The organism is Deltaproteobacteria bacterium, assembly GCA_026388545.1.
Classification (GTDB): domain Bacteria; phylum Desulfobacterota; class Syntrophia; order Syntrophales; family UBA2185; genus JAPLJS01.
On record JAPLJS010000124.1, the window covers coordinates 1 to 23,762 of the forward strand.

The window sequence follows — 23,762 nt, forward strand, 5'->3', positions numbered from 1 at the left end:
GCCCTCTCGATGTGCCTCTCCTCGATCATGGCTGCGGCATAAAGGAGGGCGTTGGCGCTCGAAGTGCATGCCGTGGTCAAGGAATAGCAGTTGCCCCCTATTCCGAACTTCTCAACGATGGCCCCAGCGATTTTACCGTACCCATAGGACGACTGGAGAAACATACCCGATACGGTTGCAGACGTCTTACGATGGTTTCCCTCAAACACGGGAATATCCATAGACGTTGAGCCGAAGAACACATGCATATCCTCGATCTCCGCACTGTTTAAGCCGGCATCGAGAAGGGCACGGGATACCGCAGAAAAGAGAACATCATAGAAATATTCCTCGGAGCGGTTATCCAGCTTATCCCTTTCATTACGGTTGATGAGGTAGTACGGTTTGGTATAGGACAGGCGGGCCAGGTCAAAGGGGATATGCTCAAGCCTTATCCTTTTATGGCGTACAGCATCAACGATCTCCTCCAGGGAATCGCCAAGGGAGCAGATCATCGCCTTTCCCGTTATAAACGCCCTTCTCTTCACGTTCTACTCCGGTTGGATGAAGTCGGCAAAGGTATTTATCGATCTCATAACCCGTCTTGTTTCCTTGCTGTCGGTGATGGTGATGTTGTATTTATTCTGTATGGCGATAGATATCTGCAGAGCATCTATTGAGTCCAGACCAAGTTTGGAATCACCGCCGAAGAGGGGTTCTTCGTCACCTATCTCTCCGGGATCGGCCGTTATATCACACTCCTCGACGATCATCCTCTTCAATTCCATTTTCAGTTTCTCATCAAGAGAACCCTTCATCGTTTTTAGACCTCCCTCTGCCTCCGCAATAAGATTACCGTCAGGGTCAGCATGACTATTCCGAAAATAAACAGGGACAGGCTTTTCGGGAGAACATCGGAAACACTGCCGTTCCGCAGGAAAATATCGAGGAATCCCTCCAGACCCCAGGACATCGGCGACATATTGGCAAGGTCCTGCATAAACCCGGGCATGACAAACTTAGGCACCATGAGTCCACCCAGGGCGCCAAATATGATATTCAGAACACCCCCGATGGTGGTTGCCTGCTCCGTCGTCCTGGCTACAGAAGCAATGAGGAGCGCCACGGAAATGGCGCTGAAGCTCACGGAGGCGGCGATCAGGATAAGGCCCCCCAGGGAATCCCCCAGGGTAAGGGCGGTACCGCCGCACAAGGGGACGACATAAACACCTATGGCAATCATAATTGCAACCTGGATCGCGTTGATAAGAAGATACGGTACCATCTTGCCCATTATCAGAGAGAACCTCGATACATTCATGCTTTTGAGGCGCATGAGGGTACCCTGCCCCCTTTCGGAAATAAAGGTGTTGGATATGGGTATGACAATAAAAAACATGGAAAACACAAGCCAGGCGGGAACGCTCTGCTGGACGGCTGACGGAATCTTGAAGTACTGCCCCCCTTTGTAAACGTAATTGACCACGACAGGGCTCTCCTCAACTGCCTTCAGTTTCTTCCTGTCGATTCCGGCGAGGGCCAGGAGTCTTCCGATACGGTCGATGAAGGCATCCCATCTCAACTTTGCCAGTTTTCCTTCCAACGCGCTTTTTAAAACAAGCTGGGTCTGGACGTTTACCGCAGGATTGACGAGGAGTTCCAGGGGTTTTTCATCTTTACCCTTCCCCTTTTTCTCCACGAAGGCGGAGAAGTTTTCCCCGATGATCAAGGCAAACTTATAATCCCTGGAAAGCATCTGTTCCTTGACCTTATCCGTGGCTGTGTCTTTCTCAATAAAGTGAAATCTGAAAGTACGGAGGTCCTCCATTGCCTTCAAGAACGCCTCCGATTTCTTTCCCGCATCCTGGTTCACGGCGATTACATCTATGCTGACGGTACCATGGAGTTCAAAAAGGTCGCGCATCGCAAGCGACATGATCATGATGAAAACTGCCGGCATGATAAACAGGACGGTTACGGCATGGATATCCCGGATGATCAGTAAAAATTCCTTTTTCAGGATGTACAGAGTTTTAATCATTTGAACCGATGCCGTCAGTCTTCGTCTCGCAGCCTGATGTTTGTCAGTTTGAGGAAAAGTTCCTCAAGGGTTCTGTGGCCGAATACGGCGTCCTTCACCCGGACCCCGTGGGTTCGAAAGACGGCAAACACCCCCGCCATATTTTCGTTGAAGCGTCCGTCCCGTTTGACATGGACACTATCCTTTTCAACCTGTATTCCATCAATCTGTTGCAAGTCTTTAACGGCGGCATCTCCCATCTGTTCCACGCTTATCAAAACGGCATCGGTACGTATCAAAATAGCCTGTTTGTCGTCGTGGAGGACTATTTTCCCCTCGTCGATAACAGCGATATCGTCGGACACCTGCTCGATCTCATCCATGTAATGGGATGTATAGATGACCGTCGTCTCCCGCTCCCGGTTGATCTTCCGTATCGTCTCCAGTATGTAGTTCCTCGATTGTGTATCGACGCCCACCGTTGGCTCATCGAGATACAATATTTCAGGGTCGTTTAACAGCCCTATGGCCAGGTTCAGGCGTCTTTTCATGCCGCCCGAAAACTTGTCCACCCGCTTGTTCACAAAGGCCTGCATGCTTCCTTTGTCGATGCAGAATTCCATGCGTTCCTTCAGTTTTTTCCCCTTCAAGCCCCACAGGGCGCCGAAATATTCCAGGTTTTCACTGGCCGTCAGTCTCGGATAGAAAGCCAGGGTCTGAGGCACGTAACTGCATTTTGACAGGATGGATTTGAGCTCACGGTCAAGATCCAGGCCGCCGACAGTAATGGACCCGCTATCCTTCCTGATGACGCCTGTAAGGATGGAGATGAGGGTCGTCTTTCCCGCACCGTTGGGACCGAGCAACCCCATGATGGAGCCACGACGGACCGAAAGGTTCACATCCTTGAGGACCGGCTTTTTGTCATAGGACTTGTAAAGATGTTTGATCTCGATCAACGGCTCACCATGAATAGCTGCTTCCCGCGAAAATATTTCGCTATCCGCACAACTCACCCGTTTTATAAAGTAGATTGCCACGCTCCCTGCGGTCGCTCGCAATGACAAATAAGGATCACGACATAGCCTCTAAAGGGAGGATGAATGGGGGATTCTGACAAATTGCAGTGAATGCTGAGGCCAAGAAAGTTACCGAAGGCCTCAGCACGAGTTATTTCGCTATTAACAACCCTAATTATTTGAAACTTTTTTCAGAACGATCGGATAACTTACCGCGTTTTCTAAACCTTTCTTATCGAGAATTGCCCTTTCAACAATCTTGCCGATATAATTACCGTCTTTTGACTGTTGCAAATGCGCTGTATGATAAACCTTTACACGTGAATAAAGGACCAGGTAAACGTCCGTTCCATTTACTGCGCCGTCAATACTATAAAATCCGAGTGTTCCGGATACGCGGTTTCCCGTTTGAATAAAGCGCCCCTCACCCCAGCCTCCGGTAACAGCCCCTCCAGAATCCCAAACACCGGTCATAGTAACACCAGGGACGCCCGCCATAGAATTTAACCATAAATTCGTCGCTTCTCTCGTTAACCATGGAACATTTGAGACCTTTTTCAGAACCATCAGATAACTGACAGCGCTTTCTGATCCTTTTCCATCTACCATTGCCTTTTCAACAGCCTTGCCCATATAACTGCCGTCATTTGACTGTTTTATATGCGCTGTATAAAAAACATTTCCACCAGAAAGAAGAACCAGGTAAACATCCGCACCATTGACTACGCCGTCAACATTATAAAAACCGAGTGTTCCGGATATTCGATTTCCCGTTTGCGTAAAACGTCCTTCACCCCAGCCCCCAGCGATAGCTCCGCCTGAATCCCAAACGCCGGTCATGTTAACAGTAGCGGCCCCCGCCATAGAATTTAACCATGGCTTAGTTTCTTCAGTAGTCAAACCGGCGCATGAGGAAAGCGTTATGATAATGAGGCCGAATATAAAATATTTAACTATCTTCATTTAATGTATCCTCCTGAAAGGAATTCGGTGAATTTTCCAACCCCTTGATTTTATGGAGCCGATGGCCAGAATCGAACTGGCGACCTACTGATTACGAATCATATCTTATATCTTTCACTGTCTTTCATAATCCTACAATAAACACTTGACATATAGGTATCTTAGGTTTATATTACCTTCAAATGCTTTCACAAAACAACAACCCCTTTCAAGAATGAAAGCGGGACTGGAGCGGGACTGGAAAAGTCGGAACATACAAACGGTTCATTGCGAAGGAGGATAATACAAATGACAAAATGGATCAAGACAAATTTCCCAGGGGTCAGATATAGAGAACATGCGACCCGGAAACATGGTGTCAAGAAGGATCAGTATTTTACTATTCGCTATAAGCTGGCGGGCAAGGATCGAGAAGAAGGGATTGGCTGGGCTTCAGAAGATTGGACAGCGGCGAAGGCTTACGACCGACTGAAGGAATTAAAGGCGAACCAAAAAGTAGGCGAAGGGCCGCAAACTCTGTCAGAGAAACGAGACCTTGAACGGGACAGGCGCGACCAGACCGAGGTTGAGAAGGATCGGATCGAAAAGGAAAACATCACCTTTGGCCATTTCATGACAGAAACCTATTTGCCGCAAAGTGAGAGAGACAAAAAAGCAAAAACCCACGAAATTGAAGAGATGCTTTATAAAAAACACATGGCCGGGACAATAGGAGACCTTCCTTTTAGCAAAATAGCACCCTTCCATCTTGAACGTATAAAAAAGGACTTGGCCGACAAAAAGAAGTCTGACCGAACGATCCAGTACGTCCTTCAATTAACACGACAGGCTTTTAACACGGCGCGAAAACTTGGAATATATGCCGGAGATTCACCCACAAAGAACGTCAAGTGGCCGAAGCTGGATAATATGAAGCTGAGGTATCTGAGCATTGACGAGGTCGAAAAGCTATTAAAAGCTCTGGCGGTGAAAAGTCAGAACCTACACGATATGGCCTTGTTGAGTCTTCATTCGGGCTTACGGTTCGGCGAACTTGCCGTCTTGGAATGGCCATGCGTGAATTGGGAAGCGGGAACCCTGGCCGTCTTAAACGCGAAAACCGGGAGCCGCACGGCTTATCTGACTGAGAGGGCAAAGACCATGCTGAAAAACCGACTGACCGAGAGGGCAGAGGCCATGCTGAAAAACCCAAAGCAGGGCCGACCAGACGAACTTATATTTCCGAAGCGATCCGGAGCTGACGGGGCAATGGCGCAAGCATCAAAATCTTTTGCCGATACCGTGAATGATTTAAAACTGAATGAAGGCATTACAGACAGAAAGCAGAAAGTCACCTTTCACACCCTGAGACACAGCTTCGCGACACACCTATATGAAAGCACCCACGACCTTTATCTTACACAACGGAGCCTTGGCCACGCCACGGGAACCATGACGGCCAGGTATGCGAAAATGAGCGAAAGCCGATTGAGAGAAGGCGCGGCGGCGCTTGAGAAGGCGTATGCTGTGAATGGCAAAAAGGAATCCGGGCAGGTCGTGAACTTCACGAAATAGAAACTCCTTGTATTATACTTTTATTTGGTATAGGATAAAACCATGACATGGACGGTTACTGAAAAACGGAACCTGAATAAACGGATTAGAAAACTACCTGAAAACGTCCAGAATCTTCTCATTGCTCTGAAAAAGGACATGGAAGCAAACGGACCGATCCGGGGAGATTGGCCGAACTTCAGCACCCTGTCCGATAACCGCTACCATTGCCATTTGAAGAAGGGCCACCCAACCTATGTGGCAATATGGGAAGTCATGGACAAAGAGATAAGACTGATCGAGGTAACTTATGCAGGCACACACGAGAAAGCACCCTACTGAAAAGATTGAACTGAGGTTCGTCGGGCCGATTGCTAACATGGCAAAGGCAGTTGAAACATTGAAGCCCCTTGGATTTGTGGACACGTCCGATTCCGTCCCTTGGCGCGAGGCATACCCTGAATGCTCGGAAGCGCAGCTTATCGGCAAGGCCTTGGCCGGCGCACGATACCGGGAGGGATTTACGCAGACTAAGCTTTCTGAACTGACCGGGATTCCGCAGCGCCATATCAGCGAGATGGAAAACGGCAAGCGTCCCATCGGCAAGGAAATGGCGAAGCGCTTGGGGAAGGCTTTGAACATCGGTTACAAGGTGTTTTTGTAGAAAGAAGCGGGGGATAGCCAGGCCAGGTGAAAAGGCGCAATCCTGAGCGCCCTGCCCCCTCTAACCACAAGGAGCGCAACAGGAGGCGCTGATAATGTCAGACTTTAAATCTGGAAAGGAACTGATAGATACTTTTGATCTTAAGCCATTCGAATTATTCTCTCTCGTCAAATCCGGCCTTCAACCCTATAATCATTTAGGCAACCCCTTACCACCACCTAATATTACCGATAAATTAAAAAATATAAAGGGATATGAATCCGAATTGGATTCACTTTTACGTCGTTGTCCGCAGTTATCGAACGAAGAATTTCAGAAACGTTTCAAGAGCAACCCAAGAGAGGTGGCTTGGTATTACGAACAAAGACAACGCCATCAACCGAGAATAGAGAAGTTATCGCGCGACATTGAAGATCTAAAAAACGAACTCCTACAAATTGAAAATAAAAACCTGTGGGTTAATTACGAGCTTTCTGAAGATAACAGCTATGCCCAACAGACAATAAATAACCTTCTGAATTATTATTACAAACTGACTGAAGCAACCGCTCTCCTGAAAAAGCCGGAAACACATGGTTCCGAACCGACCCCCGCGCTCCCAGAGCAAACGGATCCGGAAACCTTTATACGATCTGTGTCAATTTCTTATTTGTCCGACACCGAAGTCAGCGTAAAAATTGGCACCAAAGGGCCGAAAACTTACTCCTACAATGATCTGAGATTCCAGCGAGAGAATACAAAGGCATGGCGCGCCCTCATTGAAATCTTACAATCATCGGATCATTTATATCATGTTGGCGTAGCACATGGAGCGGGAAAGGCCCGAAATAAAACGTATGATGCAAATCGGCAAAAACTTGGCGAAATCAGCAAGAAATTCGTATCGTTTTTAAATGAAACTTGTAAACCGCAACTGCCGGATGACTTTAAAATATTTAAGATAAAAAAAGATGTCCGTCCGGGCACGTATGAGCCGAAGTTTATTGTTTCCAATCGCAGCACCGAAGATGCTCGTTATGACAGTTACTCAAAGGATGGCCTGATAACAGAAATTGAAGATTTATCTTTGCGTAAGGCTGCTTTGGAGAAACGTGGCGATAAAGATTCTGAAAATAAATTATACCAGATCGTAGATAAATTAAATGCTGCCATCATAATAGCCATAGATAAAAAGTGGCTTGAACGTCACCGTGCAGAATCATACCTGAACCCACTGGAAGATTAACCCGCCCACCTTTACACCCCTACTTGGATATCTCCACCTTGAACGGTTGGAGATTTTCGCAATAATTTCATAAATATTTTATTTAATACATTTAACAACATATCAATCTTTGCCCCTATTTTCTCCAACTTGTTTTCTCCTTAAACTTGGATATCTCCAACTATCTCTTCAGAGGGATCAAGATTAAACATCTTGAAAAACAAGCCCTCTTTTTGAAGGAGATTCACCATGCCAAGAGAAAACATGGAGACCACGCAAAGACCCGACCTGTCGGAGCTTCTCAGGGAGCTGCCGCCGTTTGTATCCAGGAAGCACCCACGTTTCAAGGAACTGACTGGGTATAGTCCGCGATCCCTGGCAAACATGGATAGTTTGGGGATGACGAAAGCTGTCAAGAAAATCATGTTGGGGGGCGCTGTCGCCTACCAGCGGGAAAGCCTTGTGGCGTGGCTTGAAGAGCGGTCGAGAGTTATCGGGTAGGGGCAGGCCATGAACTTACTCGCACGCTACAACGAATCGCTGAAAAACATTGTGCCGCCAGGTTGTGGCTGTCATCCCTATCTATTGAGCACCGCCAATTATGGAGTCCTGGCTGGACTGACTGCCGAGCAAATCTTTTCGGATATCCGGAACGCTATCCCCCAGGGATCGAGGCGAATCCCCGACAAAGAAATACAGGACGCGATCAATAAGGCGTTATCTGACCACAACGGCGGATCATTCACCCCAAAGAAAAGACCGGCGCCCGTGGTGAATGACGGTAAAACTGCCCTTCAAAAAATCATCTGTCAGGCAAAAATCACGACCGAAGTTGATCTGTTTGATGTCTCCCCAGTCAAGATCACCTGGGAGCCGGAAGAAGATACAATCAATTTTCTGTCCCTGTTGTTTGATCCTGGGGATCATATCTTCATCGGGGATAAGTTCGGAACGACCGTCAAGCCTGTTTTTGACTGGATTGATGGATTTAGGAAAGGGGCAAAGACCTCCCCGCATATCATCCCGAATCCGATGACAGGGCGGGAAGGCATGACAAAAGACGGGAAACCCTCTTATAGATGCGACAACACCGTTAAGAAATACAGTCATTGCATGGCAGAATTTGACGACCTTTCCCGTGCAGATCAAATCCGTTTTTGGTCAGCGGCACGCCTGCCGGTTGTCTGCCTTATAGACAGCGGGGGGAAGTCAATTCACGCATGGCTTGACGTTCAAAAACTGGCCACGGTTGAGACGCCGGAGCAATGGCAATCAGCGATCAAACAGCGCCTATATGACAGTCTGCTGGCACCTCTGGGAGTCGATAAGGCATGTTCTAATCCGGCACGGTTAAGCAGGCTGCCGGGGCATTACCGCACTGAAAAAGGGAACTATCAAAGAATCCTCTGGCTATCAGGCCTGGAAGGAAGGTTCATCGCATGAATAACGATTTCGAAGATCAGGTAAGAGCAACAGAACTACCGACCACGGTTAATGCATCGACCCTGCTTGAATCGGAACCACCTGAGCCGGATCAGATTATGAAAGACACTTTTGACAAAGGAGATAAAGTAGCTTTTATCGCATCATCAAAACTGAAAAAGACGTTTTTCCTATTGATGTTTCTCCTTTGCCTGGCTGCCGGGCGACCGTTTCTATCATGGCACATACAGAAGCCACGGCGAATCCTTCATGTTCAATTTGAAATACAAGATCATCATTACCATCGGCGTGTTAAGCGCATGGCTAAGGCAATGGGGATCACGGCCACCGACCTGGGGGACAGATTCACTATCCTGAACGCAAGGGGGCTTGGTATAGCCGGGCCGGAAGGAATTGAAAAGATCGGATTAATCGCGGCAAATATAAACCCGGAAATCATATCTTTTGACCCTCTATATAAAGTAGCAACAGGCGCGGAAAATGCGGCAGAGGACTTGAAGGGAATCCTCAATTGTTTTGATGAACTGGCAAAAAAGACAGGCGCGGCGATCCTTTACGTTCACCATGATCCAAAAGGAAATTCTGGCGATAGAGATGTTAGAGACAGGGGCGCGGGTTCTAACGTTCTTGGAAGAGATTATGACGCAGCGATCACCCTGACGCCGCACGCTACAGAGTTGGACGCAGCAGTTGTCGAGACCCTTCTTAGGAATTACCGCCCACAAGAACCGTTCACTATTCAATGGATCGAAGATCAAGACACCGGCGGTTACCGTTTCGAGGAGCGACCGGACATCCTGCCGGAAAAGAAAACATCCAAAACGAGAACACAGGCACCAGCACTGTCTGTTTATCTTCCGGCGTCTCTCTCTATACTGGGAGATGAGGAAATGGAAATTGCACCTTTCAAGGAAGTATTCAAAAAGCAAACCGGATTAGGCGACAACAGAGTCAGAGACTTTATATCATGGGCGACATCCGGCGGGAATCCATATCTCATCACAAGGGAAGAGCGGGGAATAGGAAAACACAAAAAATGGGTAAAAACTGGAAGACATTCTAACGATGAAGAATAATCTCGTCCGGCCTCTCTGCATAGAGCTGTTAGAACCGTTAGAACTTACAATAACCGTAGTAACTTTTCTAACCGTTCTTGAGTGTAGAACTGTTACACGCCCTTATATAGGGCGTAACGTTTCTACTCTAAGAGCGTCGGCGTGCTTGCAGCTTCGACGAGGACAAGACAAAAAGTATATCACAACCACGAGGACACAATGACGAGACAGAAAGAAATGCAGGAACACAACGAAAAGGAGGAGACACAGATGAACACCAAACAGCGGGTTATTCGAATGGAGGAAAAGCTTCAGGTTAATCAGGAGCCGAAAACCTTAGAGGAAATGCAACAAAAACTTTTTAGCGGCGGTTATGGGCTTATAAGACCGATGTCTATTGTGTCCTACGTCGCGTCAGGCGGGTCCTGGGATCATTTCAAAGGTAAATTGCCGGATCTCCTTATTGCATCTATCCGGGAAACCTTAGAGAAAACCACAGGATTCAATGAATGCCGGGCCAAACATTTAGAAACTGCTTAAATGAGTGGACAGATTATGACGAAATCTGACAAAAAACATGAATTGTCTGAGAGGCAGAAAAAGGCAATCCCTTTTCTCGTTCAATCATCGACCGTGGAGGAAGGCTGCAAGGTGGCAAAAATATCCAGGGAGACTTACTATCAATGGCTCTCCGATTCCCTGTTTAAAGACGAACTGAAGCGGCAGCGGGACCAGGTTATTGAGGACGCACTGAATATCATGAAGGCCAACATAACGAAGGCCGTTAACGCTTTGGTGGGCCTTCTGAACACTAATAACGATAACCTCAAGCGTTATGTGGCGAATGATGTATTGGGGCATGTCCTGAAGGCAAAAGAGATTGAGGATCTCGACGCACGGATAACAGAACTTGAAAGACTGATCAAGGAGAAGAAAGCATGAATATGATAACCCACCTGTCAGTTCGCCTCTCCCATCAAGATAAAAGGCGCCCAGTAAAAGGGATTGTCATAACCGCTGTTGCGCAGGTAATTTTTTGCATCTTTGAGCGCGGTCATTTTATCTTTACCGCTTTTCAGTCCCTCAAAGAAGTTGACCATGAGCTTATATGTGGATTCATCGGCAACGCTCCAGAGACTGACAAGCACGGTGTCTGTCCCGGCATACATGAACGCCCGTGAGAGGCCAACAACCCCTTCGCCGGCAGATTGAACACCAAGGCCGGTTTTGCAAGCAGAAAGCCCCACGATGTCGGCATTGAGCTTCATATTGAATATCTCGGATGCGGTCAGAAAGCCGTCCTCTTTGTCATTCCCGACAAGGCTCAGAACCATTGCCGGTTGTTTGATGTAGGGGATCTCATTCCCCAATATGCCGTGAGTGGAGAAGAGAATATATTTCCTTGAAGTCAAATCCACTGCCTTGAGCTTCTCTTCATTCGCTTCGATGCCGAGCATCATTTGTGACTTGCCAAACAGCTTCCCCACCTCTTTTACTTCCTTTTCGGTGTTTACCAGGCGGCTGAACCTGTAGCCTGCATCTTTGGTCTCTTCATTATCGGCTATGTCCTTTGATGATATTCCTGTTTTCTTGCCAACAATCTTGACCGCCCTTTTGTCTGAGGCGCGGTTGTCTTTGGTGTCAAATATTGGGTCACCAAGGCCGAAAAAGGTTTGTTCTTTGGTCCGGCTTATGTGCAAGCCTCTCTGTAAAGATAATACAGAGGCAGACTGGTAGTAACTTATGGGGTATTCATCCATGGCATAGACAAAGTCTTTTATTTGCGATGATGAGAAGGAGGAAGTTCGTTGTGCTCCCAGACTGTCAATCCTCACAAAGTCCACCCTGCGGTTTAGTTTTCTTCCTTTTTCATCTCGATTGTCTGCGACAGGCTCGGTATCTCCTTTGCCTGTGAAGGTCAGGCGGGCTGCTGATATTCCGCTCTTTGCCAGATAATCATAGATAGCTTGAGCTCTTTTCAATGAAAGTTTCATGTTGTATTTCGGGTTACCAACGCTGTCCGTATGTCCTTCAATCTGTATGGTGGCGTTTTTTAGTTCTTTTGATTTAAATGCCGCAGTAATTTCTTGCAGTTGTTTTTGTGATTCTTTTTTTATCCGTGCAGAATCTATGTCAAAGAGTATATGTGTGGTTACCCGAGGCACTACATTCACCCCACTGCTTCTCGTAGCTGGAGCTTTTGTGAGTCCTCTGATGATGGTTGCTTTGTCGATTGTATCGCTATCTGTCTGTTTTGTGGCCTGCGCCAGCAGGGTGGCTTCTTCTTTCAAAGCCGCGGCCGGGGCTGAGAGAAGAAGCGCTTCAAAGGGCAGGAGACTCAAAGACTCGTCGGGGATGATGATCAGGTGTTCGCCTCTTGTCAGAACGGGAATCGCTGGTTTTATGAGGAGATCCGTCAGGTCCGCGGCAAGGTTCAGGCTAAAGCTTTTTATGTTGGCCCCCTCCTGAAAAGGAGAGCGGTATCTCCTTACCAGCGTTTCAAGCTCAGCGCGGGTTTTGTCCACCTTGAAGGCCTTTATCACCTTGCCGTCACGGAGAACAAGGCCAATGGTATAAGGTTCAGTCACTTCATATTCAATGATGGTTTCCCCTTTTTTCAAGGCAATCTGGGAAATCTTCACCGGCTGGGGATACTTGATGGCTGCATACTGTGGGTATTCTCTGCGCAGCCGGTCAATCAGGTTTCCCATTTTCTGTTTCAGATCGGGATATTCATCTTCGGCCTGCTTTAACAATTCTGGATTGTTCTTTTGAAAAGCCGTCTGCTGTTGTTTTCTGTTAGTCATAATGAATGTGGTGAGTTCTTCCTCTTTCTGTGCAAGGGCTAAGGGAGTCTTGAAATCCTCTCCTGCATGGCGGCGGGAGAGAAGTTCCGACAAAACTCGCCCTCTGGTGTTTTCCGCCCAGTAAAAGGCGTCGTCGTAGTTCCCCAGCATAAAGGCGCAGCGCACAGCCCCCTCGTAGGCTTCAATCCTCGGGAAGTTGAACTCCTTACCCTCAAGGTAGTGCTCTCGCTCAGCAGGGGTCAGAGTGGAGCGCTGCTTCTCCATTAAATCAGTAGCTTTTGTGAACCAGCTATAAGCCTTGCCATACTCTTTTAAACCTTCGTGCGAAAGGCCCAGACCGATCCAGCAGGGCAACATTCCTTCATTTTTGGCTTCCTTGTTTTCTTCTCTATCCCGTTCAAATTGTTCTTTCGCCTTATGGAAATCTTTTTTCTTGAGGAAGAATCTGCCAAGGCGGATTGGGTTATCCTGTTTTGTGTAAATGGCAAATGCATCCTCGTCGTGGTCCAATGCAAGGTAGGCGTCACCAAGATTGCCCTCAGGAATGCCATAGGGGACACCAATCTCTTTACAAAGTCGAATGGACTTCTCATAATAACCTATGGCCTTGCGGTAATCGACTAGATCGCTGTAAGCTTTCCCCAGGTTGCTCAGATGGCTTCCCTCACCCTGTTTGTCTTCGATCTCTTTAGCGATCACCAGAGCCTGTTCGTAGTAGGAGATGGCTTTGCGGTAATCACCCAACCTGTGGTAGGTGGTGCCCAAGTTGCCGAGAATGGTTTCTTTCCCATTCTTATCTCCGATCTCCTCTGCAATGGTCAGTGCCTGCTCGTAATAACGTATGACCTTGCGGTAATCGCCCAGACTGTGGTAGGCAACCCCCAGGTTGCCGAGCCAGGACTCCTTGCCACGTTTATCCCCGATCTCCTCAGCAATAGCCAGAGCCTTCTCGTAATAACCGACAGATTTACGGTAATCACCCATACTTTGGTAAGCGTTCCCTATGTTGCCAAGTTGATCTTCTTTACCCTTCTTATCCCCGATCTCTTCAGCGATCACAAGAGCCTGCTCATGGTAGGAGATGGCTTTGCGGTAGTCGCCCAAACTGTGGTAGGCATTTCCTAGATTGCCGAGATCGCCTCCTTTCCCGTGTTTATTCCCGATCTCCTCATCAATAGCCAGAGCCTGCTCGTGGTATGAGATGGCTTTGCGGTAATCGCCCAAACTGCTATAAGCATTCCCCAAGTTATTGAGGCATGCTCCCTTAGCTAGTTTGTCCCCGATCTCTTCAGCAATCGCCAGGGCCCGCTCGTGGTATGAGATAGCTTTACGGTAATCACCCAGATTTTCGTAGCTATTCCCCAAGCCGCCGAGCCAGGCCTCCATGCCCTTTTTACTCCCGATCTCCTCGTCAATAGCCAGAGCCTGCTCATGGTATGAGATGGCTTTGCGGTAATCGCCTAGATTGTTATAAGCATTCCCCAGGTTGCCTAGCCACGTCCCTATCTTCTGCTTGTCCCCAATCTCCTCAGCAACAGCCCGAGCCTGATCAAGGTAGGAGATAGCCTTGCGATTATCTCCTAGTCCAGTATAGGCGATCCCAAGGCCGCCGAGCCAGTTCCCTTTATTACGTTTATCCTCGCTCTCCTCAGCTATCGCCAGAGCCTTCTCATGGCAGGAAATGGCCTTGTGGTAATCGCCCACATTGTTATAAGTATTCCCTAGGTCACCATTGAAAAAGCCGACGAGCTTTTTATCGCCAATCTCTTCGAAAATGGTAAGGGCCTTTTCATAGAGGCTAATTCCCTTTCGATAATTCCCTAAAGAACTATATGCACCACCGAGACGGGCCGTGACGATTCCCTCAAGAGCCCGTTTCTGTCCAGGCTTTTGAAAGATAGCAAGAGCGGCTTCCCATTTTTCAATCGCCCCATTAGCGTCGAAATGATTGAATAGTTGTTCACCTTCGTTATAAAGGGCAGTTCCTCTGCTAAATTCTTCCTTCTGGGACTGCGCGTGGGACGGGACGTAAAACATCACAGTCGCCAGGAAAATTGTCAGTGTGTAACAGAAAATCAATCGTGTAGGGAAAGCTAAACTCTTCATAAAACGCCTCCAGAAGAAACTATCTGCCTATCACCAGTGAAAAATCCATTTACCGGAAAGCCACTACGGGATATTGATCATCCTGCTTATAATTGATATTTTATTGATAATACTTTGTTTTCTGCGTGAACTATAAAGTTGTCGGTCTTTCGTGTCAATTAAAATATTAACCGCAAAATGTGAGTTGTGTTGTTAATGTTTGCTGTCGATTGTGAACTGTGTTTATTACAGAAGTCATGCATTTTTGCCGATCTTATTAACGATTTGTGAATTTCAGGAGCAGGTGAGTTATGGGAGGTCGGTGCTGAAAAGGGAACCCCTAAATATTACGTGCGGGTGGTTATTTTGCGAGGATGAAATAAAAAAAGCGGGACAGGAGCGGGACAAAATCACCCAACAAAGAAAAGGGGCTGCGGTTTTTATCCGTAACCCCTTGATTTTATGGAGCCGATGGCCAGAATCGAACTGGCGACCTACTGATTACGAATCAGTTGCTCTACCGGCTGAGCTACATCGGCTTTATTCATTGCGATTCAATGATTGTGTAGTTCTGCATCTACAGCGGATGGTGATATGCTTCCTCGATCACCAATAATTGTTCTCCTTATATTAACACATCTTCCCTGTCAAGGTTTTAAGATGCTTTCATACAAACCGGTTCCCATGGAGTTGTTGCGATTAACCCACTTATGTCGGAAGTTTATGCAATGTTTGCCTTCTTTACCTTGACTTTCAAACCGTGTTTGGTATTATTCGACAAACTCAAAGGGGCTGTTGAAAAACAGACTTTTCACTAGGCTGTTCAAAAATGTCCAGATGCAAGGCGTGCAAGCCCTGAGTCGTGAGGCGTACATAGACGTACGTTGAACGGCGAAGGGCACAGTGCAGCGCAGCAGATGGGCATTTTTCAACAGCCTGTAAAGGGGTGTAGCCATGAATGAAAGACTAAAGAAAATATTCTCAATGTCACCTCTGAAAATTGCAATCTTTGTTATCTTTATCGCCGTCATCATGTTTATTATTGACGTCCCTTTCCTCCGCTTTATGGAATTGAAAGCCCTTAATTTGAGGATGGTCTCCAGGGGACAACTCCCAACGGGAGGAGAGACGGTTATCGCAACGGTCGATGAAAAGAGCTTGAGCGAATTAGGACGGTGGCCGTGGCCGAGAACAACGCATGCCAAGCTCATTGACAAGCTAAAAAAATACGGGGCAAAATCGGTGGGATTCGATATTGTATTTGCTGAGCCCGATGAAAACTCGAGCCTGAAAACCATTCTTGAGCTCTCAAAAGAAGTAAAAAAAACCAGGATTAAAGATAAAAGGGTGCAGGGATTACTCAACAAGAAAAAAATGGCAGCAGACACCGATGCGGCTCTGGCTAAATCGATTGGACGGTCAAAGAATGTCACTCTTGGTTATTTCTTTCATTTATCAAGCGAAGACGTTGCTCACTTAAGTGAAGAAGAAATCGAGACAGCAGCAGAAAACATCGCCAACTCAAGATATCAGATAATTAAAGCCGATTCAACGCCCGACGAATCGCGCCTCGTGCACGCTTACTCAGCCGCGGTAAATCTCAAATCCTTAAGCGATGCAGCCGAAAACAGCGGTTATTTCAATGCTTTCCCTGACAGCGACGGAACGATCAGGTGGTCCCCCCTGGTCATTAAATTCCAGGATAACTACTATCCATCACTGGCGCTGTCTTTATTGCTCCAATATATGGATTGGCCGATGCTTACCCTGAATATGACCGCGGTCGGCGTCGAAGGTATTTCAATAGGCGATATTGATATTCCGACAAACGAAAGGGGATGGATGCTGATTAACTACCTGGGACCGGCGAAGACCTTCCCCCACTACTCAATTTCTGATATTATCAAAGGCCGTCTGTCTCCGGATACTTTCAAGGATAAAATTGTGATTGTCGGTGCAACTGCCACAGGAATTTATGATTTACGGGTAACGCCATACAGTAACGTGTATCCCGGTGTGGAAATGCATGCCAATGTAATCGACAGCATCCTCCATCAAAACTTTCTCCAGCAGTCCGATTTCACAAAGTTACTGGATGTCTGTTCAATCGTTTTCTTCGGTCTCATCATGGGCTTCGCCATTCCGAGGGTTAAAGCTATTCAGGGGATAGTTTTAAGTCTTTTAATCGTCGCGTCCTTTGTGGTCATAAATACTATTATATTTTCCCATTTCAATGTTTGGCTGAATCTTATTTACCCGGTTCTGACGATGATAACGATCTATCTGGGCATAACCGTATATCGGTATATTACCGAAGAGAGGGAAAAGAAAAAAATACGGGGCGCCTTCCAGTATTATCTTACCGCTTCCGTCATTAACGAAATGTTGAAAGATCCTTCAAAACTCAAACTCGGTGGCGACAAAAAAGACCTGTCAGTGCTTTTTTCCGATATCCGGGGATTTACAACGATATCGGAAAGGCTGACGCCGGAAGAACTTGTCCACTTGTTGAATGAGTATTTGACGGAAATGACCAATGTGGTTTTTCAATACGACGGACTCCTCGATAAATACATGGGAGACGCCATCATGGCCGTCTTCGGCGCCCCCCTGGACCAGCCGGATCACGCCCTCAGGGCTTGCAGAACCGCTTTGGGAATGATGGACGAGCTGAAAATACTGCAGAAAAAATGGGCCGGTGAGGACAGACCCATTCTCAATATCGGCATAGGAATCAACAGCGGCGACATGGTTGTCGGTAATATGGGTTCGGATATGCGGTTTGATTATACCGTCATGGGTGATAGCGTGAATTTAGGTTCCAGACTGGAAGGAATCAATAAAGAATACGGATCGAATATCATCATCAGCGAATACACACATGATGTTGTTAAGGATGTCCTTTTCTGCCGTGAACTGGACTCCGTTAGAGTTAAAGGCAAAAAACAGCCTGTCAGGATCTATGAACTGCTCGGTGAAAAGAAAGATGCCGAAAAGTGGGGAAATGCCGTCAGTCTCTTCGAGGAAGGACTGTCAAAGTACAAGCAGGGACTGTGGGATGAGGCAATCGAATGCTTCCATAAAGTTCTGGAGGTAAGACCTGCTGACGCACCTTCGCACCTCTACATTGAAAGGTGTGAGGAACTCAAAAAGAACCCGCCTGAAGGTCTATGGGACGGTGTATTCACAATGACAAGAAAATAATTTAGATAGATGTCAATAAAAGAAGATCAGAAATATAGAAGCTGGGTAGAGGTCGACCTCGACAATTTCACGAAAAACTGGAATGTGATGAAACGATTGGTCGGCCCTGAAGTAAAAATTCTTCAGGTAGTCAAGGCAGATGCCTATGGCCACGGAGCGATTGAAATTTCCAACGTCGCCCTGAAAAATGGCGCCGTTCTTTTAGGTGTTGCCAATGCAGACGAAGGGGTACAGCTCCGGGTCAGTGGGATAACAGCGCCTATTATTATCCTAAGCCCCTCCACGGGTTCCGAAATTGATGAAATCATTAAATACAATTTAATACCATCAGTTTCGGATCTCAACTTTGCCCGGGAACTTCAAAGAAAAAGTAAAAAGTCAGACATACGGACGCCAATCCACATCGAAGTGGATACGGGGATGGGAAGAGGCGGAACGATCCACCACGAGGCTTTCACTATGATACAAGAAATCCTTGGGTTTTCCAGTATCATCATTGAAGGCATATTTACTCACCTTTCATCCAGTGAAACCATAAATGACTATAATGATATGCAGTGGAAGCTTTTCAAGGCGCTTCTGGATGAACTTGAAAAACACCACATCGTGATTCCCGTCAAACACATGGCAAACAGCGGAGCCGTCCTCAATTATCCCCTGTTTCACCTGGATATGGTGCGACCCGGTCTCATGTCTTATGGCATTTATCCCGGACCTGAAACAAAGGCAAAAGCAGAACTTGCACCCGTCATGAGTTTCAAAACGAGAGTGGTCCTCATTAAGGAGTTTCCCGGTGGATACAGCATCGGGTACGGCCGGTCTTATATAACGGATAAGCCGACGAAGATAGCAACGATACCGGTTGGATACGGTGACGGATACGGACGCATTCTTTCCAATCAGGGCGAGGCCCTGATCAGGGGGAAGCGGGCGCCGATCGTCGGCCGTGTCTCCATGGATATGTGCACCATCGACGTCAGCCATATTGATGATTGTCAGATCGGCAACGAGGTTGTCCTGATGGGAAGCCAGGGTAATGAATACATCTCGGTTGATGAGATTGCCGATAAGGTAAAAACGATCAGCTATGAAATTCTCTGTGCCTTGGGCAAAAGGGCGCCGCGGGTCTTTTTGCATAAAGGAAAAACAAATACGGTGGAGCCCCGATTGAGGAGGATATTCATTCCTGATGAAGAAAAATCAATCGCACGGATCGACACTATCGTTCGTCACTGCTTTCAGACAAGGGCGCGGAATGAAGAACTGGGAAATGCCATATATTACGAGATGTTTGAAACGCTCTTTGGTAAAGAAGACCGGCAGTTGGAGCTGCGGACGAATTTCAAATATGATATCAGCATAACAGAGTTTTCAAAGGAAGAAATCCTTAGAGACCATTCAGCAAAGGATTATTTCAAGGTCACCACCCATGTCGAATACGTCAAGACCATAAAAAATCCCATCTTCATGATAGGTTGCGCCCTTAATGATGAACAGTTGGCCGCATTTTTCGATGATAAGCAATGCGAATACCGGTGGCTTTTAAATCGAGTGGACGATCTCGTCATTGAGAGGGATTTCAGAGTCGACAGGGTACGCTTTGACAATGAAGATATCCCGATTATCAGGACAGATAGTACGGAAAGAGGTTATGAAGTCTGGTGCGGCGATGATAAACTTAAGAAGAAATTGAACAAGCAGGCCAAGGTAGAAATCGAGATCGTCACGAAGAAATCTAAAAGTAACAATACTTTCTCGGTCTATCTTGTCTACCCTACCAGAGGTTTAGACATATCGTTCAACTATGAGGGAGTAAACTTTAAATATGTGAGAGAGGTCAGTTTCTTCGCCGGGAAACAGCCATATCCGGAGGTCATCAGGGAACAAGGGAAATCGATCAGGCTCCGCATCAGTGACCATGAATGGATATTCCCTAACAGCGGTGTTACGTTTTTCTGGGGTTTTTGATTATATGAAAAAGTTAAGAATTGGCATCATATTCGGCGGCATGTCTTCAGAAAGAGAGGTTTCACTAAACAGCGGCAGGAACGTTTATGATAATCTTGATACTGAATTTTACCAGGGAATACCGATATTCATGGATGATCAGGGACGTCTGTGGATCATCACGTGGCAACTCATTTCTCAAAACACCACCGTCGATATATCGGAGCGTCTTGAAAAAGAGGCACGAAGGATATCATATGAAGACATAAGGAAGGAGATTGATTTTGCTTTCATTTCTCTTCATGGAAAATATGGGGATGATGGATGCATCCAGGGACTTCTGGAACTCCTGGGAATACCCTATACAGGCCCAGGTATACTGGCATCAGCACTCGGTATGGACAAACACATGCAGCAGAAAATACTGAAAGATGCAGGGCTTGATGTTCCCGATAGCGTTATTGTCCTTGAAAGGGATTGGCGGGAAGGAAGATCTGAAGTCAAGAAAAAACTCTTTGAGCATTTTAAATTCCCGTTCTTTACAAAGCCCACGAGAGAAGGATCAAGTATTGGCGTTACTGCTATCAAAGACGAAGATTCCCTCGAAAGAGGGATCGAAGAGGCACTGAAATGGGATACTGCTGTCCTGGTCGAGGAGTATCTTGACGGGATAGAATTCTCATGCATCGTTTTAGAAGAGGATGGAGAAGCAAAAACTCTTGACCTCACTGAGATTTACCCACAAAGCGAATATTATACCTATGATGATAAATACATGCCGGGGAGATGCAGGAAATTTACCCCGCCGAAGAATATTTCCCCTGATGTGGTGGAAAAGATCAAAAGAGAAGTTCTTAAAGCCTATAATGCCTTGGGATTCAGATCCTATGGCAGGATCGACGGGTTTCTTACAAAAGACGGCCGGATCCTCATTACTGATCCTAATTCATCATCCGGCATGGCCCCTTCTTCCTTCTTCTTTGAACAGGCGGCCTGTGCCGGAATGCTTCCTACAATGATTATATCCAAGCTGATACAGAACGCTATCAAAATCCACCAGGAAAAACAGGGACCACTGTAGTGTAATATAATCATATATTTACCGATCTTCCATAGCATAGCAGCATGTTCAAGGGGATTGGGAAATGCCCGTCAAAATGACTTTACAAAACAACAAAATGTCATTATAGTCCGCGGTCAAAGGCGGCTTTATACAGTTGTTCGCCTCCCTTCAGGCCTTACAAAAATGTTCCAAACAAGATTATTTACTCAATGTAAAGGAGATCGCAATGAAGAAATGTGTACCGTTTATGTTTTGTGTGTTGGCCGGATTTTTTTTAATGATGGGCCTCGTGCCGCCGGTGAGCGCCTTTGAAATTGGGGCGAGAGGTTATTACTGGTTTCCCAGCCTAACGGCAGACCTAAGAGTGGATAAGGATGGGATAACCGGCACACAGGTAAATCTGAAAGATGATTTAGGAATTGGCAATGAAAGTTTCCCCTCTATCGAAGCCTTTGCGGGAATCGGTAAACACCACGTGAGTGTCATGTACACCCAGTTTCATTATTCGGGGTCCAAGGATATCACAAAGTCGGTCACTTTCGCAGGCAAAACCTATTCTGCAAATGCATTGGTCGAATCAGACCTCAAAACAAAGATGCTTGATCTTGAATATCAGTATGATTTGATCAATCTGGAAAATATATTGGCCGGTTTCTCCATCGGCATTATTGGCAAAATTAAATATATTGACGGAGAAGCGGGCATGAAATCTTCCACGCCCGGATCTCAATTTAATGTAAATGAAACGTTTGCCGCTCCGGTTCCGATGCTTGGTATCGGAGCTCATATCGGTCTTATCAAAAATATCCTGGAGGCCAGAGTTAAGGCCGCAGGTATGGGGTATTCAGGCAATGTATTCTACGACGCGCTTGCCGATATCTCGGTAACACCGTTTCCTTTCCTCGATATCCATGCCGGGTATCGAGTTATGAGACTCAAGATAGATGGTATCAGTGACGTTTATGGCGACTTGAAGTTTGCCGGTCCCTACGCAGCCCTGACTGTCAGTTTCTAGTTATTACGCATAAGGAGTACATAACCCGTGGAAGAAAGAAGTACGCAGAAGCTCAGGGTCGGGATTATCATGGGAGGAGTATCCTCGGAAAAGGAGGTCTCTCTCGAGAGCGGCAGAAATATCTTCAATAAGATCGGACGGACGAAATACGACCCCATTCCAATATTCATGGACAGCAAAGGTGCTCTCTGGGAGATACCGATTAAACTGCTGATGCGTAACTGTACCAAGGACATTGAAGAAGATCTGCCGGAAGAAGCAACGCGTATCCCATATGAAGCGTTAAGTTCACGGGTTGATTTTATCACTATCGGTCTTCACGGCAAGTACGGTGAGGATGGATGCTTGCAGGGTCTGCTGGAGCTTCTGAAGATCCCCTATACAGGGTCGGGTGTCCTTGGCTCTGCCTTAGGAATGGATAAATTTACATGCCGAAAGATCCTTGCCGTAAGCGGCATCGATGTGCCCCGGACGTTGCCGGTCTTCAGGCGGCAATGGATACCTGAAAACAGTAAGGAAATTATTGATACCATTGAAAAAGAAATCGGATTCCCCTGTGTCGTAAAGCCAACGAGGGAAGGTTGCAGCACCGCCGTTAAAAAGGTAGTATCGCCGGACGGCATACCGGACGCCATCGAAGACGCATTACGCTGGGATAATACGGCTTTGGTTGAGGAATTCATTGACGGGATTGAGGTTACCTGCGGGATTATTGAAAACGATCGTCCCCTCGCCCTGACTCCCTCTGAAACCATTCCTACTGATGATGTCCTTTCCCTTGAAGACAAGTTTCTCTACGGTCAGGGTGAAAACAAAACCCCCGCCAGAGTGCCTGATGATATATTGAAAAAAATACAGGATGTTGCCGTTCAGACGTTCAATGCCCTCGACCTGAAAGGGTATGCAAGAATCGACATGTTTGTCAGAAAAGATGGACGGGTGGCTGTGCTCGAACCGAATACCCTCCCTGGGATGACCCCCTCCACCGTTCTTTTCCACCAGGCAGCAGCCTCCGGAATTACCCAGACAGAATTAATAGATCGGGTCATTCAGGCCGGCATTAAGGATCATGCAAAAAAGAGAGGCCCTTTATGATCACAGGCATCGCCAATGCCATCGAGGGATTGGGGCATCATATCCTGTCATCGATCGCAAATCTCGGGAAAACGGGGGTTTTTCTTGGCAGATCCGTTTTATATACCTTCATCCCCCCTCTAAAACTCGGAAGGATCATCAAGCAGATCAGCTTTATCGGAGTCAAATCTTCCCTCATTGTTATCCTGACCGTGGCATTTACCGGTATGGTACTTACCCTTCAAGCTTACTACGGGATGGAAAAATTCGGTGCAGTCGGTGCAGAGGCCCTCTTGGGCCCCGCCGTGGCGCTGTCCCTTATCAGGGAACTTGGGCCGGTTATTTCTGCGTTAATGGTCACGGGTAGGGCAGGGTCGGCCCTGGCGGCGGAAATCGGCATTATGCGGATCACCGAACAGATCGACGCCCTGGAGGTAATGGGCCTCAATCCCTACCGTTATCTTATTGTTCCAAATCTTCTCGCGGGGATAATTTCCTTTCCCCTCCTGGCCTCCATCTTTAATGTCGTCGGCATTTATGGCGGGTATCTGGTCGGGGTGCAGTTGCTGGGAGTTGGTGAAGGCAGTTTCTTCGGGGAGATGATCAACTTTATTGATATGAAAGAAATACGAATTGGCCTTTATAAATCATTGAGCTTCGGATTGATTGTTACATGGATTTGTTGCT

The 23,762-nt window shown here is 46.9% G+C and carries 21 protein-coding genes and 1 tRNA gene; 15 read left to right on the forward strand and 7 right to left on the reverse strand.

What is annotated here, in order from left to right; translation table 11 throughout:
* From NTW12_15395 to NTW12_15415, 5 genes are all read right to left on the reverse strand, one after another.
* The coding region (locus tag NTW12_15395; protein ID MCX5847716.1) for a beta-ketoacyl synthase N-terminal-like domain-containing protein at positions 1-527 on the reverse strand (527 nt) is incomplete at its 3' end.
* A gap of 3 nt (positions 528-530) precedes the next feature.
* On the reverse strand, positions 531-797 hold the full coding sequence (locus NTW12_15400) for a phosphopantetheine-binding protein (protein ID MCX5847717.1): 267 nt from the start codon (positions 795-797) through the stop codon (positions 531-533).
* 5 nt (positions 798-802) lie between these two features.
* The gene (locus tag NTW12_15405; GenBank protein MCX5847718.1) at positions 803-2,020 is read right to left on the reverse strand and encodes an ABC transporter permease; all 1,218 of its coding nucleotides are present in this window, start codon (positions 2,018-2,020) and stop codon (positions 803-805) included.
* Positions 2,021-2,034: 14 nt separating this feature from the next.
* On the reverse strand, positions 2,035-3,039 hold the full coding sequence (locus tag NTW12_15410) for an ABC transporter ATP-binding protein (GenBank protein MCX5847719.1): 1,005 nt from the start codon (positions 3,037-3,039) through the stop codon (positions 2,035-2,037).
* A gap of 150 nt (positions 3,040-3,189) precedes the next feature.
* Positions 3,190-3,981, reverse strand: coding sequence for a hypothetical protein (locus NTW12_15415; protein MCX5847720.1), 792 nt, complete (start codon positions 3,979-3,981; stop codon positions 3,190-3,192).
* A 288-nt stretch (positions 3,982-4,269) separates the two neighbouring features.
* On the opposite strand from NTW12_15415, the gene NTW12_15420 reads away from it, so the two are divergent.
* The 9 genes from NTW12_15420 to NTW12_15460 all read left to right on the forward strand — a co-directional run bounded on the left by NTW12_15420 (position 4,270) and on the right by NTW12_15460 (position 10,822).
* A complete protein-coding gene (locus NTW12_15420) occupies positions 4,270-5,535 on the forward strand; it encodes a site-specific integrase (protein MCX5847721.1) in 1,266 nt (421 codons plus the stop codon).
* A gap of 42 nt (positions 5,536-5,577) precedes the next feature.
* Positions 5,578-5,856, forward strand: coding sequence for a cytotoxic translational repressor of toxin-antitoxin stability system (locus NTW12_15425; protein MCX5847722.1), 279 nt, complete (start codon positions 5,578-5,580; stop codon positions 5,854-5,856).
* Entirely contained in the window at positions 5,825-6,178 is a 354-nt protein-coding gene (locus tag NTW12_15430; protein MCX5847723.1) for a helix-turn-helix transcriptional regulator, read from the forward strand. Before NTW12_15425 ends, NTW12_15430 begins: the two co-directional genes overlap by 32 nt.
* Before the next feature lie 94 nt (positions 6,179-6,272).
* Entirely contained in the window at positions 6,273-7,403 is a 1,131-nt protein-coding gene (locus NTW12_15435; GenBank protein MCX5847724.1) for a hypothetical protein, read from the forward strand.
* Positions 7,404-7,631: 228 nt separating this feature from the next.
* Positions 7,632-7,883 (forward strand): hypothetical protein, encoded by a 252-nt coding sequence (locus NTW12_15440; protein MCX5847725.1) that lies wholly within the window; start codon positions 7,632-7,634, stop codon positions 7,881-7,883.
* A 9-nt stretch (positions 7,884-7,892) separates the two neighbouring features.
* Entirely contained in the window at positions 7,893-8,825 is a 933-nt protein-coding gene (locus NTW12_15445; protein MCX5847726.1) for a hypothetical protein, read from the forward strand.
* On the forward strand, positions 8,822-9,901 hold the full coding sequence (locus tag NTW12_15450; protein MCX5847727.1) for an AAA family ATPase: 1,080 nt from the start codon (positions 8,822-8,824) through the stop codon (positions 9,899-9,901). Before NTW12_15445 ends, NTW12_15450 begins: the two co-directional genes overlap by 4 nt.
* A gap of 198 nt (positions 9,902-10,099) precedes the next feature.
* Entirely contained in the window at positions 10,100-10,420 is a 321-nt protein-coding gene (locus NTW12_15455; GenBank protein MCX5847728.1) for a hypothetical protein, read from the forward strand.
* Positions 10,421-10,435: 15 nt separating this feature from the next.
* Positions 10,436-10,822, forward strand: a complete 387-nt coding sequence (locus tag NTW12_15460; protein MCX5847729.1) for a phBC6A51 family helix-turn-helix protein — start codon at positions 10,436-10,438, stop codon at positions 10,820-10,822.
* Between the two features lie 17 nt (positions 10,823-10,839).
* Here the strand turns inward: NTW12_15460 and NTW12_15465 are convergent, their stop codons facing one another.
* Both NTW12_15465 and NTW12_15470 read right to left on the reverse strand, forming a co-directional pair.
* On the reverse strand, positions 10,840-14,793 hold the full coding sequence (locus NTW12_15465) for a tetratricopeptide repeat protein (protein ID MCX5847730.1): 3,954 nt from the start codon (positions 14,791-14,793) through the stop codon (positions 10,840-10,842).
* A 442-nt stretch (positions 14,794-15,235) separates the two neighbouring features.
* A tRNA-Thr gene (locus NTW12_15470) sits at positions 15,236-15,311 on the reverse strand.
* A gap of 415 nt (positions 15,312-15,726) precedes the next feature.
* Between NTW12_15470 and NTW12_15475 the strand changes: the two genes are divergently transcribed.
* The 6 genes from NTW12_15475 to NTW12_15500 all read left to right on the forward strand — a co-directional run.
* Positions 15,727-17,976: a CHASE2 domain-containing protein gene (locus NTW12_15475; protein MCX5847731.1), complete on the forward strand. Its 2,250-nt coding sequence runs from the start codon at positions 15,727-15,729 to the stop codon at positions 17,974-17,976.
* Positions 17,977-17,985: 9 nt separating this feature from the next.
* Entirely contained in the window at positions 17,986-19,944 is a 1,959-nt protein-coding gene (alr, locus tag NTW12_15480) for an alanine racemase (GenBank protein ID MCX5847732.1), read from the forward strand.
* Between the two features lie 4 nt (positions 19,945-19,948).
* On the forward strand, positions 19,949-21,004 hold the full coding sequence (locus NTW12_15485; GenBank protein ID MCX5847733.1) for a D-alanine--D-alanine ligase: 1,056 nt from the start codon (positions 19,949-19,951) through the stop codon (positions 21,002-21,004).
* Between the two features lie 208 nt (positions 21,005-21,212).
* Complete coding sequence (locus NTW12_15490) at positions 21,213-22,001, forward strand: hypothetical protein (GenBank protein MCX5847734.1); 789 nt, start codon at positions 21,213-21,215, stop codon at positions 21,999-22,001.
* A gap of 27 nt (positions 22,002-22,028) precedes the next feature.
* Positions 22,029-23,096, forward strand: coding sequence for a D-alanine--D-alanine ligase (locus NTW12_15495; protein MCX5847735.1), 1,068 nt, complete (start codon positions 22,029-22,031; stop codon positions 23,094-23,096).
* On the forward strand, positions 23,093-23,762 hold a 670-nt coding region (locus NTW12_15500; protein MCX5847736.1), incomplete at its 3' end, for an ABC transporter permease. The genes NTW12_15495 and NTW12_15500, both read left to right, overlap by 4 nt.